This window comes from Litorimonas taeanensis (assembly GCF_003634015.1).
Classification (GTDB): Bacteria; Pseudomonadota; Alphaproteobacteria; order Caulobacterales; family Maricaulaceae; genus Litorimonas; species Litorimonas taeanensis.
The window spans coordinates 557,855-574,059 of the sequence record NZ_RBII01000002.1; the positions used below are offsets into that span (position 1 = coordinate 557,855).

The window sequence follows — 16,205 nt, forward strand, 5'->3', positions numbered from 1 at the left end:
TTATAAAGGTTGAGCCATGCCAAGCCCAAATCCTGACCTCCCCGATTTTGACCCTGCTCGCCTCTCCGCTGTCAAAAGGGCCCTGATTTCAGTCTCGGACAAATCCCGTCTCATTGATCAAGCCAAAGCTTTGCATGAACGCGGCGTAAAACTAGTCTCTACAGGTGGCACACACAAAGCCATTCTGGCCGCAGGCATTCCCGTTAAAGACGTTTCAGAATTAACAAAATTTCCAGAAATGATGGATGGCCGCGTCAAGACATTGCACCCTATGGTGCATGGCGGGCTTCTTGGTGATCGGGATCTAGAATCTCATAAGGACGCAATGCACACGCATGGTATTCTTTCTATCGACCTCTTGATTGTTAATCTCTACCCATTTGAAAAGGCCGTGGCTTCGGGCGGGTCTTATGAAATGTGTGTAGAAAATATTGACATTGGCGGGCCAGCAATGATCCGCGCCGCGGCCAAGAACCATGCTCACGTCGCTGTTTGTACAGATGCGGATGATGTTGACGCCGTTTTATCTGACATGGACGCAAATGATGGAATGACCACAGGGACCCTGCGCCAAAAACTCGCCGCCAAAACCTATGCACGCTCTGCGGCCTATGACGCCGCCATTGCTAATTGGTTTGCTTCACAGCTTAGCGGAACGCCAGCTTTTAGCGCCCAAGGTGGCACGTTGAAACAAGAGCTTCGTTATGGGGAAAACCCACATCAAACTGCGGCCTTTTATACAGATGGATCAAACCGGCCCGGAGTGGCCACAGCCACCCAGTTTCAGGGCAAAGCTTTATCTTATAACAATATCAATGATACAGATGCCGCCTATGAACTCGTCGCCGAGTTTGGCCGCGCCGATGCAGGCGATAAACCCGCTGTGGCCATTATCAAACATGCTAACCCTTGCGGCGTCGCCGTAGCGAACAGCTTTGTCGAAGCCTATAAAAACGCCCTGGCCTGTGACCCCGTTTCCGCTTTTGGTGGTATTGTGGCTTTGAACGGCCGCCTTGACAAAGACACCGCAAAAGAAATCTTAAAAGTCTTTACCGAAGTCGTCATTGCGCCAAGTGCAGATGATGATGCTATTGCCCTATTTGCAAAAAAGAAAAACTTACGCCTCTTAATAGTAGGAGATCTCCCCGACCCGAAAGCGCCCTCTATGACGCAGCGTAATGTCGGCGGCGGTATTTTGGTTCAAGACCGGGACAATGGTTATGTGGCCGATGAAGATTTAAAAGTTGTCACCAAACGGGCCCCAACCGAGACGGAAATGGCAGATCTTCGTATGGCTTGGAAAGTGGCGAAACACGTAAAATCTAATGCTATTATTTATGTCAAAGACGGGTCAACGGCGGGCATCGGAGCCGGCCAAATGAGCCGTATCGATTCCGCTCGTATTGCGGCGCGCAAAGCAGTTGACGCGCAAGAATCGGCAGGATGGGAAACTCCGCATACGCATGGCTGTGCCTGTGCATCCGATGCATTCTTTCCTTTCGCGGATGGTATGCTCGCCGCCGCAGCGGCAGGGGCAACGGCCATTATTCAACCCGGTGGGTCAATTCGTGATGACGAAGTCATCAAAGCCGCTGATGAGAATAATATCGCTATGGTCTTTACGGGAATGCGCCATTTCAGGCATTAAACACACTTTAGAATTACCGCGTCTAAAATTTGGGAACTAAATTAGGTAGCAGCCGTTAATCTTTCACATAACAAGGAAGGAATTCTGCTATGTCTAATATTAAGGTTATTTCGGCTCTTACAGCCCTCTCACTTTTGGCCGCACCCAATGCCTTTGCCGGTGATAAGGCTGCTAAAGACTCACAAGCATTGAAAGCTGAGTCGCAATCTTCTGCGCAAGAAGACCAACGCGCGAGCGTTACATATATTGAAATGGACAAAAAGTCCGAAGTGTTAGGCGCGATTGCCACGGGTGATATGATCCGCGTCACAGACGAAAATGGTAATGTTTATATCAATCAAACCATTCCTGTTGAGGCTTTGCCTGACCCCACATTGAACGTGACAACCCTCAACACGGAAACATATCAATATAAAGGCCGGGTTTATACTAATAAAACCGTCCAAGTGAATTAAGCGCTAGCTCTCTTCACATAATTATCTATTTGAGCCTCAACCCCTTTATTGGTTGGGGCTTTAATATTTTTGCTTGGCTTTGCTTAGCTCTCTCTTTTAATTGCCCCACTTTCAAATTGAGGTGAAATAGCTTATATATAGCTTCATGAGCGATTACCCATTCGAGCGTACAAACACTGTCTATCCAGCAGGCACCCTTTTACAGGTGAGGGCTTATGGCTTTATTCGGCATTATGGAATTGCAACAGGCTACGGCACAGTCATACATTCCTCAGCGCGTTTTGGCCGCGTAGAAGAAACAGATATGCAAGATTTTTCTAATGGGAATAAGGTCTTTCCTATTAGTGGCCAGGCAAATATAGATGGCGCAGAATTAGTGGCGCGCGCACGCCTTAGAAAAGGGCAGCGCTATAATGCGCTCTTTAATAACTGCCAGCATTTTGTGACATGGGTCATAGAAGGAAAAAGCCGAAGTGAGCAGCTCGGTCCTTTAGATGCTCGGCGACTCTCTCGTGAATAATATAGTGCCATGCAGCCTATCCTAAAAGCGGGGTTCCACTCGGAAATGACGGCCGCGCGTCAAGCTTATGAAAACCATGCATGGAAGACGGCCTTTTATCATTTAGAGCGCGCTCATATTTTGGGTCAGCGCTATTTCTGGCCACACTTACAAACCCACCTTTGGATGTTTCGCTTTGGATTGAAACGCCGAGACGTCAAAGAAATCACCGGTCAAAGCCTCCGGATATTAGCCGTGTTTCCAGCGGCGCTATTTAATTGGGTGCCAGAAGGCAATACTGGCGGCGCGAATATATCAGCGATTAAAACCCTGCCTATTCCAACAGATTTACAAAAGTTACTTGATTCTGAATAAAAAACACGCCGCATCTAAGATACAGCGTGCAAGTTTCATCAGAAATTAAATAAAGTCAGATCAAGAAAGGTTATGACTTTGAGTTGGCCGCCATAAGCTTAACTTCGCCGTTACCCGCATTGAGTGAGATAACTTTTGTACGCTTTAAGGTACAGGTCACATCCAAAGCTTCTGTGCGGTCATGCGGGATAGCCGTAAAATGAATGGTTTTTGTACGTTTGCCTTCCTCGCGTTCATAACGAAGACGGTATTGAGACATGTCGAGATCACCGCTTTCTGTAAAGGCTGTGCGGCACTTTTGAACCTCTTTGTTAGAGGCTGCGAATGCAGGTGTGGCGATAAGGGCTGCAGATGCAATAGCCGACAAAAGAACGGTCTTAGAAATTTTAATATAAGTCATTTTGACACTCCATTTAGGCTCGGGAACGGAGCCAGAAACCACCGCAATATTACGGCTATAATTTGTGTGAATAGATACTAGGTCAGAGAGGAGATATCTTATCAATGTTGAAAATTTACAGTCGATTTTAAAATCAATCAGACCTTTTCAGTTTCAATCAGTCAGGGCTTATGGGGCGGCGGTTTCGTTCTGTAACCGTTGTTGCCGATAGGCCGTTGGCGTCATGCCCTCAATCGCCCGAAAAGCGCGATTAAAGGGCGCTAATGAGTTATATCCAACATCCATTGCCAAAGTCAGAATAGGAATACGGAGCTTATCTGGGTCGCTTAACTGGTCTTTCACGGCCTCAATTCTATAACTGTTTAGAAAGGCCGAAAAATTACGGTAGCCGAGGCCTTGGTTAATTAAGCTACGCAGACGATGTTCAGGCGTATTTAAATGTTCCGCAAGTTCCCGGATCGTTAAACCGGCCTCACGGTATATTTTCTCGACTTCCATCGCCGATCGCAGCTCCGTTAAAAGCTGAGTATCTCGCGGGTCAATCGGCGTCTCAACGGCTTCAATTTCGGCTTCCGTCTCAAAACTGAGATTCTCAAGATTTAATTGGCTCAGCCATAAATTAAACCAGAGCGCCAGAGGGAAAACACTAAAGGACTTAATGATGCGGGCTTCCTCAATTGAAATAGGAAACCAGCCTTGCGCCGCCCCTTGGCTCGTCATCGAAGAAATGATGACAGAGGCTAAAAGCGCCCCAATAAAATAAGCCCGCGAATCCCGCCTCGTCGTCACCAAATCATCGCGGCCTTCGCGGATAATCGCGACAGCCAAATGCACCATCATACCCAAAACGACGACTTCGCACAAAATGGCCAGAATAGGGGGATAACTAATCACATCAGATAATTGCGTTATATTCTGCGGCAATCTGAGACCGACCGTGACGGCGAGTATCACCCAATGCGGCCATTTTAATTCAAATCCATCACGAAATAAGGCAAGTCCGAACCACCAAATAAAAACAACGCTCGCTGATTCAACGATGAGAGCAGGCCATAATACTGCTAAAGGCGGCATTAAAGCCTCGGGCGCGGATGCTATCAACATGGCTGACACGCTGATGGCGACAAGCACGATATAGATAGCGGGCCGCCACGTCAGGCGGTCGCGCACCGACAAAATAGCGGACATAGAGAGGAGCATAATCGCGCCAATCCGCAAAAATGCATCAAGCCATAACATCTGGGTAACAAGCCTTTTTAAAGCGGTTTCGTCAAGTCACAAAGCCGTCGCACCCTGCATAGCAGCTGTACAAAACTTATAGCTGAGCCGGCACCTTTGCGCCCGCCTCTTATTCTCCGAGAGCCTCGTAGGTCACGAGACGAAAGCGTGATGTTTCAGAGGCTTTCATCGCCGCCCCTATAACGCCATGTAAATCTTTATCCCACGCTGTCCACTCATCCACGAAAGCCGCCGCGGCCTCTCGATTACCTTGATATTGAAGGTTTAAAACCTCAGTCAAAAGCGATTCCACGGCCGCAGGGTATTTATCATAATGAATACTGAGCTTACCCTCATCAAACGTCAAAACGCCTTTATCCAAAAACCAATTCCATTGAACCAGCTGCATGGTGCCATAGGCCTGCTCGCGGCGCGGTCTATTTTTATTCAGGACCCGTAATATTCCGCCCGCATAAATAGAGCGAAGTTGCGCCTCTGTATAATTCCCTGCTTTATATAGTTTCAGCGCCGAGAACAGAGAGACTAAATCCGCTTTCATCTCTTCGATCAGATCAGCATTGTCTTGTAAGGCCGCATCAATGTCCTCGCCAATCTTTGTCTGGTCTGGCCCCATATAATGTCCAATTTCGTGCCAAAGCGTTCGGTAGAAATTCCCATTTATCCCCAAATCATCGTGATGATTTGCTGAGGTTGCTGCGCGAAACGCAGAGAGAGATTCTTCAAATATCTCTTCATTTCGCAACACCGTCGAACGGATCAGTATAGTCCGTCCGAATTGACGCGATAAATGCCCCTCATTTGGTAAAATTGTCGCTGTATTCGTTCCCCTAGCCTGTCCGAAGTCCGCAATGATATTATAGACGCTCACCGGAATATTTGAACGTACCGTTTTATTCGCGGCATAGGGCAAGCTGTCTTCAATCTCTTGAATATCCCCAATGCTAGAGGCCAGCTCCTCACTCTTTTCTTTGTCCCGCTGAAGCAATGACAGGCTGAAAAAACTTTTCACCCCATAAAGCGCATCGTCATAAGTTTCGTAGCTGCCAATTTGCGCATTAAGATTGCCCGTAAAATTACCCGTCACCCATGTCGCATCGCCGCCATCATAATCATCAGCCAAGAGATCGCGTGCCCTTAGGCGTAGGAAACGCGCAAATGACACATCATCATTTTCAATAGCTGACGCCGCAGCCATCAAGCGGTCATAAACAAAGAGAATATCTTCGGCATAGGCCACGGAATATGGCAAAGCAAAATACCCTTCAGCCTGTTTAATTGTCTCGATCAGACCTGGATGTAGAACCTCTAATGCGGGGTGCGCGTCTAATGTTGCCAAGGCTTCGGCTTTATTCGCGTCATTGGCATTTTTCACAACGGAGCGTAGATGTAATAAATCACTCTTTTTTTCGGGATGCGCCGCGATGAAAGCATCCAACGCCTCGCGGCTACTGTCCGAAGGGTAGACATTGCGCGGCGTCGTCGAGGCTGCAACATTTAAAAAAGGTTCCCGCGTGTTCTCTAATGTCGTCGCAATCGGGCCCTTCATCATACGGAAAAGATCTTTTAAATCTTGTCTGTCAGTTCCCGCCATCGCCGCCTCTACGGCGCGTGACTGCGGATGCACTTGGTCAAGATATAATGAATGTAATCGTGCACCCGCCGCCAATAATTCTTTGACAGCCTCTTGTTCACCGGCGCTAAGCAAGGACGCGTCATAAGGAAATCTCAAACGCATAGTCTTATCAAGAAGAGGCCCAGTTTGCTGAGGCGTCCAAGCGCCTTCAAAATAATCTATCGTTTGCGCCATATCTATCGGCGCGGCGGCCTGTTTTTCAGAACTGGCAGGCTGGCATGCCATTAAGAGTGCAGCCGCACTGATACCTATAAGACGTTTCACGTTACCTCCAAATCAGAGCAAAATTCTCGCTTTGCTAAATCGGGGAACCCATGATGTCTATAGGTCATACAAAGCCGGGGTGCAGGATAGAGACTGTTTTATAACTAAGATAGGCTGGACAGGTGAATACCCTCGCTCGCCATCCAGGGTCGAGCTCATTAGGGAAACCTGATAAAGAGGACATCTCCGCGGGACGGTCACCTGACCAGAGACCTATACATACGAACGACACGAAGCGTAGCGAAATTAGTGAGGATGCTAATAAAAAAGCGGCCCCAAAGAGCCGCTTTCATCATTCAAAATTAAATGTTTTGCCTCTTATAGGCATTAGTCTTTCAATGAAGGTTCCATTTCCTGACAATCGGCGATGATTTTCTCAACCGCTGCGACTGAGTTCATGAACATTTCGCGTTCATCGGCTTTCAGACGGATATTCATGACTTTTTCAACGCCGCGCGCACCGATCATAGCGGGTGCGCCAACATAAAGACCGCGAACACCTGCGATTTGACCAGAAAGACGAACCGCACAAGGCAAGATACGTTTCTTATCGCGAAGATATGATTTCGCCATTTCAATAGCAGATTCAGCTGGAGCATAAAATGCAGAACCATTGCCAAGAAGGCCAACAATTTCGCCGCCGCCTTTACGTGTACGTTCAACAATCGCGTCAACGCGTTCCTGTGTTGTCCACTTCATTTTGATAAGATCTGGCAGAGGCACACCGTTCACGGTTGAATAGCGTACGAGCGGCACCATTGTGTCGCCGTGGCCACCCAGAACAGAAGCGTGAACGTCTTCGACCGAACAGCCAAATTCATCTGCAAGGAAATAACGGAAACGCGCGCTATCAAGAACGCCGGCCATACCGACAACTTTGCGCGGCTGAAGACCAGAGAACTTTTGCAAAGCCCAGACCATAGCGTCTAGCGGATTAGTAATACAGATAACAAAAGCTTTTGGAGCATATTGTTTAATACCTTCTGCAACTTGTTTAATGACGCCCAGGTTTTTCCCGATAAGCTCTGAACGGTCCATGCCTGGCTTACGCGGGAAGCCCGCTGTGATGATGCAAACATCTGCGCCTGCAATGTCGGCATAATCATTTGTGCCTTTTAGGTTTGAATCTTTACCAAAGACTGGCGACGCTTCGGACAGGTCAAGCGCTTTACCTTTGGCTGTGCCTTCGAAAATATCGAAAAGAACAACATCTCCAAGCTCTTCGCGTGCCGCGATGTGAGCCAAAGTTCCGCCGATCATACCGGCGCCGATAAGGGCGATTTTTGCGCGTGCCATAGGTGTCTCCATTAAGGCAAAAGAATTTGGGTGGGGTTTAGACCTATGGCCGTGTGGATGCAATGGTGAGTTACTCAGTCCTAGTCTTCAATTTTGTATAATATCGCCTGTGTTCATTCGGTTTATTCTGACGTCCCGAGAACCCGTCTCTCGGCTAAATATTCTGTGCTTCGCATCTCAACCAATCGGCTGACAGTGCGTTCAAATTCAAAAGCGCCGTCGCCTGCAGGATAGAGATCTTGGGGCTCGGTTGCGGCGCTCATCACTAATTTTGTGCGAGTTTCATAAAGGGCGTCAACAAGCGTGACGAAACGTTTGGCTTGGTTACGGCTATCGGGGCCCATTTTGGGGACGTTTTCTAATATCAGTGTTTGAAAAGCTTGAGCGAGGCGCAGATAATCCGCCGCGCCGAGATTATTATCACAGAGCCGAGCAAAGCCCGCCCGCGCCGTACCCGCCGCCGTTCGGCGTAAAATCAGCTCTCGCCCCTGTACGGTCAAGACCGTCTCTCGCGGTGTAGCTCCGCCAATCAACCTTTGCCACGCCGCTTCGACACCTGCGTCTGCCGTCTTGCCAAGCGGGGTATAATAAACTGGCGCGGATTGCAGCTGTCGCAGGCGGTGGTCTGTCTCGCCTGCAAATTCATGTATGACTAAATATGTCGGCATCCGCGCTATGAACGGTTCGAAAAGGGCACGGTTCAGGCCATTTTTATACAGGTCTTCGGGTGGGCGGTTGGATGTCGCGACGACAATAACGCCTTCGGCCCATAGCGCATCAAACAAGCGCGAGAGTATCATCGCGTCGGCGATGTCCGTTACATGGAACTCATCAAAGCATAACAGCTCGGCTGCTTTGGCGATATCTTTCGCGACAGGGACAATCGGGTCGCCGTCATTGTCTTTGGATTTACGCCGCGCATTTATTCGCGTGTGAACATCCAGCATAAAGGCATGGAAGTGAACGCGCTGTTTCGCCTCTATCGAAGCCTTATCAAAAAACCAATCCATCAACATGGATTTACCGCGGCCGACGCCGCCCCAAAGATACAACCCTTTTATCACATCAGCCCGCCCGCCAAATAGCTTACCAAAGAAACCCGGGCGCGGCTTCGTCTCTAAACGAGTCAATAAATCATCCAGCGCGCTGGCCGCAGAAAGCTGCGCAGGGTCTCGTTCTAATTGACCTTGGTGAATACAGTCTTCCAGTTGCACGCGAACGGACATAGTTACTACTTAATTGTGATGAGGATAATCGCCAAAGCCAAGACGCCAAAAGACAAGGCACAAAGCCCATAGAAAAGCGGTTTGTTACGGATAGGAGCCATAATGGCGTCTTTGCCTAAGCTTTTTGCAGGGTCAAGCCTCTATAAAGCCTGCGCACGCCTCGTCGGCACCGAGATTTTCAAAAAAAGAGAAGAAAACGCAGTCTTTGCCAAACTCAACCCGTGATTTTACCTTAAATTATTGTTAAGGTAACGTTCAGGCGCGAACTTCGATAAGGCGCGTATCTTTATCATTCCCAGTCTTTTGGGAATCTGAACCTATTATCCTTGGAGGGAGAAAATTATGGATCAATTTAACGCCATGTTTGAGAACATGCCGCTGGGCAACTATGTTGCCGCCGCTGTCATTTTGATAGTCGGCATCGTTGTCGCTTATGTATTAAAAGGCCTTGTTGCAGGCGGTATCAACCGCACAAGCTTTGGTAAAAATGCTCAGACAACAGGGGGTAATATCGGGAATTCAATCGGCAAAGCCATCTTCTGGCTAGCTATTCTTTATACGCTTTATCTGGCTCTCTCACGCCTAAGCATGGGCGCCTATCTAGAGCCCGTCGAAACTTTGTTCCGTAATATTGCGGACATTATTCCAAAGCTTATTGGATTTGGTTTCACACTGTTCATTGGTTACATTATTGCAAAAGTTGCCAAGAACGCGACGACTTCAACTTTGGAAGCCGCGCAAGTTGATACGCTTATGTCGAAAACTGGCGTTGCGAATGCCTCTGGTTCAACGGGGTCTTTGGCAAAAGCTTTGGGAACTTTGGTATTCGTTCTTATTATCGTGCCTGTTATCGTGGCTGCGCTTGGTATTTTGGATTTCGAAGAAGTCTCTATTCCGCTTTCAAATATGCTTGAAGGCTTCTTAGGGTACATTCCACAACTCGTCGCTGCGTCGCTTGTTTTGGCAGCCTCTATCTTTATTGGTAAGTTTGTTTCCAATTTCTTGGCCAGCTTCTTGCCAAGCCTTGGTTTTGATAACTCTGTCAACCAAGTCATGATGCTCGACGATGGTGAAGGTCTTAAGACGTCACCCTCTAAAACAGCAGGCTATGTCGCTTTCCTTATCATCTTGGTCATCGGCGTCTCTGCCGCTGTGAACATTCTCGGTAATGACAGCTTATCTCGCGCCTTTGGTGCTGTGCAAGAATTTGGTGGTGAACTTCTACAAGCCGCTATCCTCATCGTTATCGGTGTATTCTTGGCAAACTTCATCAGCCGTTTCATGGCGTCAATCATCAGCCCGAAAATCGCGACTTTGGTAAAATATGTTTTCATGCTGATCTTTATCTTCCTTGGTTTGTCTAGCCTTGACCCGAATGGCGATATCATCCCAATGGCCTTTGGTGCTTTGGTTATCGGCTCTGCTGTTGCTGGCGCTATTGCTTTTGGTATTGGCGGTCGCGACTGGGCAGGAAAAGTGCTAAACAACGCTTTCCCGCCTGCAAATGTTAAGCCTATCGGCAAGACAACTGCGGCAAAGAAAGCACCTGCAAAACGAGCGACACGTAAATAGTCACTGCGTTAAATAAATTTTTGAAAGCCGCTCTTTTAGGGCGGCTTTTTTTATGGCCGCTAAAGACTCAAATTAAACATTCATCGTCTTAAGATAATTAAGTAAACTGATTATATGTCCAAGAGATTCAACCCTAAATTTACAAGTCATCCTGCGGGATATGTAGTGTGGCGATTAGGGTTAATATTTTTATGCCTCTTGGCCGTCGCTCTAGGTTTGTATGCATTATCCGGCGTTGCCCGCGGATGGTCAGCCTTAGCCAGTTCTCTGACGGTTCTTATTGCCATTCCTTATACTATTGGAGCGTGGGGTGTCTTTCTAATCGACCCCAAAGGCACAAAATTACGGCAAGGACACACCAAGCTCTACATTACCGCGCCAACACTATTCATGCTTGCCGTGCTTTTTCTTGGTAGCCTTATACTGGGTGAAGGCGTTATCTGTATGGTCATGCTGAGCCCCATATGGCTGCTGAGTGCCATTGCAGGCGGCTTAACGGTTCGCAGCCTTCATAAGAAATTTATCAATCAGTCTACTTTTCTTTGCTCAAGCCTTATGCTCATGCCTATTTTGGCCCTCATTATTGACAGCACCACCCCGCTTTCAACCGATTATCGCCAGGTCAAAAGAGCCATTATAATTGACGCGCCCACGGAAGCCGTTTGGAGCTATATACATCACATAGACAATATAACTGCCGAGGAAGGCCGTTGGAATCTTTCCCAAGATGTTATTGGCCTGCCTCGGCCGGACGCGGCGCGCATGGTCGGTCATGGCATCGGCGCGATACGGACGAGTTATTGGGGCGAGAGTATTACGTTTGAAGAACATATCACGCGTTCCGATTTTCAAAAAACGTTGGAATGGAATTTTGTGTTTCCTAATGACAGCCTGCAACACCACACAGACCGCCATATTTCACCGGATGGCGAGGTATTAAAAATACAAAGCGGTGGTTATAAACTCGTAGCTTTGGCCGAAAACAAAGTGCAATTAGTTCTTCATACAGAGTATAAAATGACGACACCCCTTAATGGATATAGTGCGCTATGGGGCGAATTATTTTTAGGCGATATTCAAAATAATATTTTACAGGTCATCAAATCCCGATCTGAAACCTTACCCCATAAAAATTAGCCTTTTAATTTTCTAACGCTTAGGCTTTATACCTCCCTATGCATATTGTCGAAGAATTGATAGCCGAACGCGCGCCCAAATTAATGGCGCGCCCCCGCCTGTTTAAGGTCGTTCGCCCAGCCCTTTACCGAATGCTCGCCTATGATGCAGCCGTGTTCTTAGCTGATTCCATAAGAAACCTGACTGGCTATCAAGCTTTTAAACGCGTGGCGGATCACATCAGCCCCCGTACCGCTGTTAAAGGATTGAGTCATTTACCAAGCTCTGGGCGCTGCATCATTATCGCCAATCATCCAACCGGCCTGGCTGATGGGTTAGCCGTGTTTCAAGCCATTAGCGATCGCCGTCCAGAACATTGCTACTTGGCCAATGCTGATGCCCTGCGCGTTATCCCCAAAGGGCACGATATCATCATCCCAGTAGAATGGGTCAAAGATAAACGCAGTCATGCCAAGGCCCGGCAAACCCTAGTAGATATGAAAAAGGCCCTAGAGGCCCAGCGCTGCGTCGTCATTTTCCCATCGGGCCGACTGGCGCAAATGACGTGGCATGGGCTCGAAGAAAAGCCGTGGGAAAGCTCCGCGGCCATGATCGCAAAGAAGTATAACGCGCCGATTATCCCACTTAATATCAAAGCGAGAAATTCAAGCCTCTATTATCTTTTTTCTCGGCTGAATCCTGAACTTCGTGATATCACCCTATTCCACGAACTTTTAAATAAGAAAGGTAAGACCTTTCGCCTGACTTTCGGGGAGCCTATTCATCCGCAAAGCCTGCCGAAAAATGCGGATATAGCGATAGCAGATATCCGCCAAAAAGTGATGAACCTATAATTCATACTATAGCCCCACCGCCATTTAGGGCCGCTTGCGTTATAAAACTCTTGCTTGACGACAAGAAGATGTTTTGCAACTGTGAACATACGCGAAGGGAAGCGTCCGAAAAAGAGTGCAACAAATAGCATTGGGGCGGACGGCCAACTTCATTACTCGCGAGGGGAAGCGTGTCGCCACATAAAAAACAAGGCGACACGGCCAACTTCATAACATAGCCGGAGACGTCTTTGCGACCATCAGAATGTCGCGAGGGTAAATCCGTATAATGACGCCCGGCGTAAAGCATAGGGAAGAGCTGTTATGAACACTCTATATTTAATTATCGCAGCGGGCTTGCTCGCTGTGGTGTACGGGATTGTCACCCGTGCGGGCCTGATGAAAGCCTCCACGGGCAATGAACGTATGAATGAAATTGCTGGCGCTATTCAAGAAGGCGCAAAAGCTTATCTAAACAAACAATATAAAACGATTGCGATAGTCGGGGTGTTTGTCACCATCCTACTTTTCATTCTCTTTAGAAATGCCATTGCCCCTGTTGGCTTTGTCTTGGGTGCATTTTTGTCTGGTATTGCGGGCTATGTCGGCATGCTTGTTTCCGTACAAGCGAATGTGCGGACAACTGAAGCCTCGCGTAAAAGCTTAGGCGCTGGTTTGAATGTGGCCTTTAAAGCAGGCGCCATTACTGGCATGCTTGTGGCCGGTCTCGCGCTGTTGGGTCTTGCCGTTTATTATATGATTTTGACGGGGCCGATGGGCGCGGATAATCGCGGCGTTATTGACGGTCTTGTTTCGCTGTCTTTGGGCGCGTCATTGATTTCTGTTTTTGCTCGTCTCGGCGGCGGCATCTTTACAAAAGGCGCTGATGTTGGCGGAGACCTTGTTGGTAAAGTCGAAGCTGGAATTCCCGAAGATGACCCCCGCAACCCCGCCACGATTGCCGATAATGTCGGTGATAATGTCGGGGATTGCGCTGGTATGGCGGCAGACTTATTTGAAACCTATGTTGTGACCATTGCGGCCACAATGGTTTTAGGGTCTATCCTATTCCCATCAGCAATTGATCTTATGCTATATCCAATGGCGATTGGCGCGGCTTGTATTGTGACCTCTATCATTGGGACCTTCTTTGTCCGCCTTAGCAAAGGTTCAGACAATGTTATGGGCGCTTTATATAAAGGCCTTATCGCAACGGGGGTTTTATCGGTTGGCGCTATTTATCTCGTCACTCTGTTTGTGCTTGATAATGGCATGAATGCCATTGATGAAGCCGGACGAATTACCGCATCAGGCGCAGGCGACACCTTTACAGGGATGGAATTATTCCTCTGCTCAGTTGTGGGTCTCGTGATTACCTTTTTGATTGTTATGGTCACAGAATATTACACGGGCACGAAATATCGTCCTGTGCGTTCTGTTGCCGAAGCTTCTGAGTCAGGTCACGGCACTAATGTTATCCAGGGTCTTGCAGTGTCTATGGAAGCCACAGCCCTCCCTGCCCTTATCATTGTTGCAGGCATTATCATTACTTTTAGCCTCGCCGGTCTTTATGGCATCGCAATTGCTGTGACAGCCATGCTTGGCGTTGCGGGTATGATTGTAGCGCTCGACGCCTTTGGCCCTGTCACTGATAATGCCGGCGGCATTGCTGAGATGGCAGAACTTGACCCAGAAGTCCGTAATACAACGGATGCTTTGGATGCTGTGGGCAATACAACCAAAGCTGTGACCAAAGGCTATGCCATTGGTTCTGCAGGTTTAGGGGCCTTGGTGCTCTTTGCAGCCTATTACCAAGACATTCTGTACTTCTCTAATCAACCCGATAATCCTTTATCTGGCGTCTTGGTCGATTTCAGCCTGACAAATCCTTATGTCATTGTAGGGTTATTTGTGGGTGGGTTATTGCCTTACCTCTTTGGCGCTTGGGCGATGCAGTCCGTCGGACGCGCGGCGAGTTCTATCGTCGAAGAAGTGCGCCGCCAATTCAAAGCCGACCCTGGTATTATGAAAGGTACATCTCGCCCAGATTATGCAAAGGCCGTTGATCTTTTGACAGGCGCAGCCATCAAAGAAATGATTAAGCCTTCGCTTCTACCGATTTTGGCGCCTATCGTTTTATATTTCACTATCTATTTCGTCACAGGCGGCGGTAAGATTGGGACAAGCTATGCCCTCTCTGCACTCGGTGCGATGTTAATGGGCGTGATTGTTACTGGTCTGTTCCTTGCCCTCTCAATGACAGCCGGCGGCGGTGCTTGGGATAATGCCAAGAAATATATCGAAGACGGTCATCATGGCGGTAAAGGCTCTGAAGCCCATAAAGCCTCGGTCACAGGTGATACAGTGGGTGATCCTTATAAGGATACAGCGGGTCCAGCCGTGAACCCAATGATTAAGATCACAAACATCATTGCGCTCTTATTATTGGCCGTTCTGGCGCATTAAATACACCATGCATTAAAGTCCCAGGGCCTCGCAAAATTTGCGGGGCTTTTTTTATCTTCTGATTTCTCATCATACCCTTTCTGTGATAAGCCTTAACCATACGCTGCGGCGTATTGGGGTAGGGGCGCAACTATTTCCATTTTTGAAGACCTTAACAGCTTTGCGCAGAGCTATATGAGGGACATATGATTTTACTAAAAAGAACACTGAAATGCATGGCTTTACCGCTAGCCACTATCATTATGGGGTTTGGGGCAACGGCACAGGCACAGAGCTATAATAAAACCCCCAATGCCGCGATATCTGGTCATAACAAAGCCAAGATAAAAGGCTCGGTTTTAGATTGTCAAACGGCCTGTAACAGTCGGACAGATTTTGTCTGTACGTCATTTGATTACAATAAAGCCGATCAAAGCTGTGACCTCTCTGATCAGAATACAGAGTCAGTCAAGCTGAAAACAGATTATAAGAACCATCCTTATGACTATTATGAGAAAGCCCAGGTCATGCCGGATTTAACGACGGCTTGGGACTCATCAGAAGGACTTATATATTGGCTGGGCGGGTACTATCAAACGCCCGACAAAACATTGAAAGGGACATTGGAGCGCCACAAGGCTGGTTATAAATTCGTCGGCAAATGGGGTCGCATGGATTCTCAACGCGGCATTGTGCCTAAAGGAGATGTGACTTTAGTCTTTTCTGAAAAAGGTAAGTCCTTTACCGGGACATATGAAAAGGAATCGGGCGCGCTTGGTAATTGGACAGGCAGTTATAAGTCAAATGCCCCATATTCCCTCGGTGTCGTTCCGCCCCATGCTTCACAAAACAGCCAATATAACGCCCAGTTGGCTTTCCAAATAAAAGCCAGTGACTCTGATAATGGCGTTGAATTTGAAACCTATGAGCAATCCATTAGTCCCACTAACCGCTGTGATGCAGAGATGATTGCCTTTTTTAAGAAACAAGGTTTGTCAAATCCATCCATTACAAAGGTTTGCCGAAATTAACCGATAAGTTTTCCATTTAATTTTTATCTTGGCAGAGCCAAAGTTCTGATTTAGTAAAATTAGTACAAAGTCTCGCATAGACGAGGGGAGAGCGCCCCGCCTTTGAAAAAAGGCGGGGTTTATTTATGCGCTCTCCCTATCTTGCCCCGCCTTAAGCTTTTATAACTTGACCC

The 16,205-nt window shown here is 47.8% G+C and carries 15 protein-coding genes; 10 read left to right on the top strand and 5 right to left on the bottom strand.

The features are described 5' to 3' along the window. Positions 1 to 16 precede the first annotated feature (16 nt). From purH to DES40_RS10590, 4 genes are all read left to right on the top strand, one after another. On the top strand, positions 17 to 1,648 hold the full coding sequence (purH, locus tag DES40_RS10575; RefSeq protein ID WP_121101850.1) for a bifunctional phosphoribosylaminoimidazolecarboxamide formyltransferase/IMP cyclohydrolase: 1,632 nt from the start codon (positions 17 to 19) through the stop codon (positions 1,646 to 1,648). 89 nt (positions 1,649 to 1,737) lie between these two features. Then, positions 1,738 to 2,103, top strand: a complete 366-nt coding sequence (locus DES40_RS10580) for a hypothetical protein (RefSeq protein ID WP_121101853.1) — start codon at positions 1,738 to 1,740, stop codon at positions 2,101 to 2,103. A 145-nt stretch (positions 2,104 to 2,248) separates the two neighbouring features. Continuing rightward, on the top strand, positions 2,249 to 2,623 hold the full coding sequence (locus DES40_RS10585; RefSeq protein WP_121101856.1) for a lecithin retinol acyltransferase family protein: 375 nt from the start codon (positions 2,249 to 2,251) through the stop codon (positions 2,621 to 2,623). A gap of 9 nt (positions 2,624 to 2,632) precedes the next feature. After that, a complete protein-coding gene (locus tag DES40_RS10590; protein ID WP_121101859.1) occupies positions 2,633 to 2,977 on the top strand; it encodes a DUF3703 domain-containing protein in 345 nt (114 codons plus the stop codon). Between the two features lie 70 nt (positions 2,978 to 3,047). Here DES40_RS10590 and DES40_RS10595 read toward each other — a convergent pair whose 3' ends face one another. From DES40_RS10595 to zapE, 5 genes are all read right to left on the bottom strand, one after another. Beyond that, a complete protein-coding gene (locus tag DES40_RS10595; protein ID WP_121101862.1) occupies positions 3,048 to 3,377 on the bottom strand; it encodes a hypothetical protein in 330 nt (109 codons plus the stop codon). Positions 3,378 to 3,545: 168 nt separating this feature from the next. After that, on the bottom strand, positions 3,546 to 4,616 hold the full coding sequence (locus tag DES40_RS10600) for a helix-turn-helix domain-containing protein (protein ID WP_121101865.1): 1,071 nt from the start codon (positions 4,614 to 4,616) through the stop codon (positions 3,546 to 3,548). Between the two features lie 109 nt (positions 4,617 to 4,725). Next, the gene (locus tag DES40_RS10605; RefSeq protein WP_121101868.1) at positions 4,726 to 6,513 is read right to left on the bottom strand and encodes an NUDIX hydrolase; all 1,788 of its coding nucleotides are present in this window, start codon (positions 6,511 to 6,513) and stop codon (positions 4,726 to 4,728) included. A gap of 327 nt (positions 6,514 to 6,840) precedes the next feature. After that, positions 6,841 to 7,809, bottom strand: coding sequence for a malate dehydrogenase (gene mdh / locus DES40_RS10610; protein ID WP_121101871.1), 969 nt, complete (start codon positions 7,807 to 7,809; stop codon positions 6,841 to 6,843). 122 nt (positions 7,810 to 7,931) lie between these two features. Continuing rightward, positions 7,932 to 9,035, bottom strand: a complete 1,104-nt coding sequence (gene zapE, locus DES40_RS10615) for a cell division protein ZapE (RefSeq protein ID WP_121101874.1) — start codon at positions 9,033 to 9,035, stop codon at positions 7,932 to 7,934. Between the two features lie 102 nt (positions 9,036 to 9,137). Here zapE and DES40_RS13460 point away from each other — a divergent pair, with 102 nt between their 5' ends. The 6 genes from DES40_RS13460 to DES40_RS10645 all read left to right on the top strand — a co-directional run bounded on the left by DES40_RS13460 (position 9,138) and on the right by DES40_RS10645 (position 16,032). After that, a complete protein-coding gene (locus DES40_RS13460; protein WP_267896629.1) occupies positions 9,138 to 9,260 on the top strand; it encodes a hypothetical protein in 123 nt (40 codons plus the stop codon). 117 nt (positions 9,261 to 9,377) lie between these two features. Beyond that, the gene (locus DES40_RS10620) at positions 9,378 to 10,607 is read left to right on the top strand and encodes a mechanosensitive ion channel (RefSeq protein WP_121101877.1); all 1,230 of its coding nucleotides are present in this window, start codon (positions 9,378 to 9,380) and stop codon (positions 10,605 to 10,607) included. Positions 10,608 to 10,721: 114 nt separating this feature from the next. Continuing rightward, positions 10,722 to 11,744, top strand: a complete 1,023-nt coding sequence (locus tag DES40_RS10625; RefSeq protein ID WP_147405898.1) for an SRPBCC family protein — start codon at positions 10,722 to 10,724, stop codon at positions 11,742 to 11,744. A 38-nt stretch (positions 11,745 to 11,782) separates the two neighbouring features. Further along, entirely contained in the window at positions 11,783 to 12,577 is a 795-nt protein-coding gene (locus tag DES40_RS10630; RefSeq protein ID WP_121101883.1) for a 1-acyl-sn-glycerol-3-phosphate acyltransferase, read from the top strand. Between the two features lie 303 nt (positions 12,578 to 12,880). Next, complete coding sequence (locus DES40_RS10640; protein ID WP_121101889.1) at positions 12,881 to 15,022, top strand: sodium-translocating pyrophosphatase; 2,142 nt, start codon at positions 12,881 to 12,883, stop codon at positions 15,020 to 15,022. A 185-nt stretch (positions 15,023 to 15,207) separates the two neighbouring features. Beyond that, positions 15,208 to 16,032: a PAN/Apple domain-containing protein gene (locus DES40_RS10645; RefSeq protein WP_121101893.1), complete on the top strand. Its 825-nt coding sequence runs from the start codon at positions 15,208 to 15,210 to the stop codon at positions 16,030 to 16,032. Positions 16,033 to 16,205: the final 173 nt, after the last annotated feature.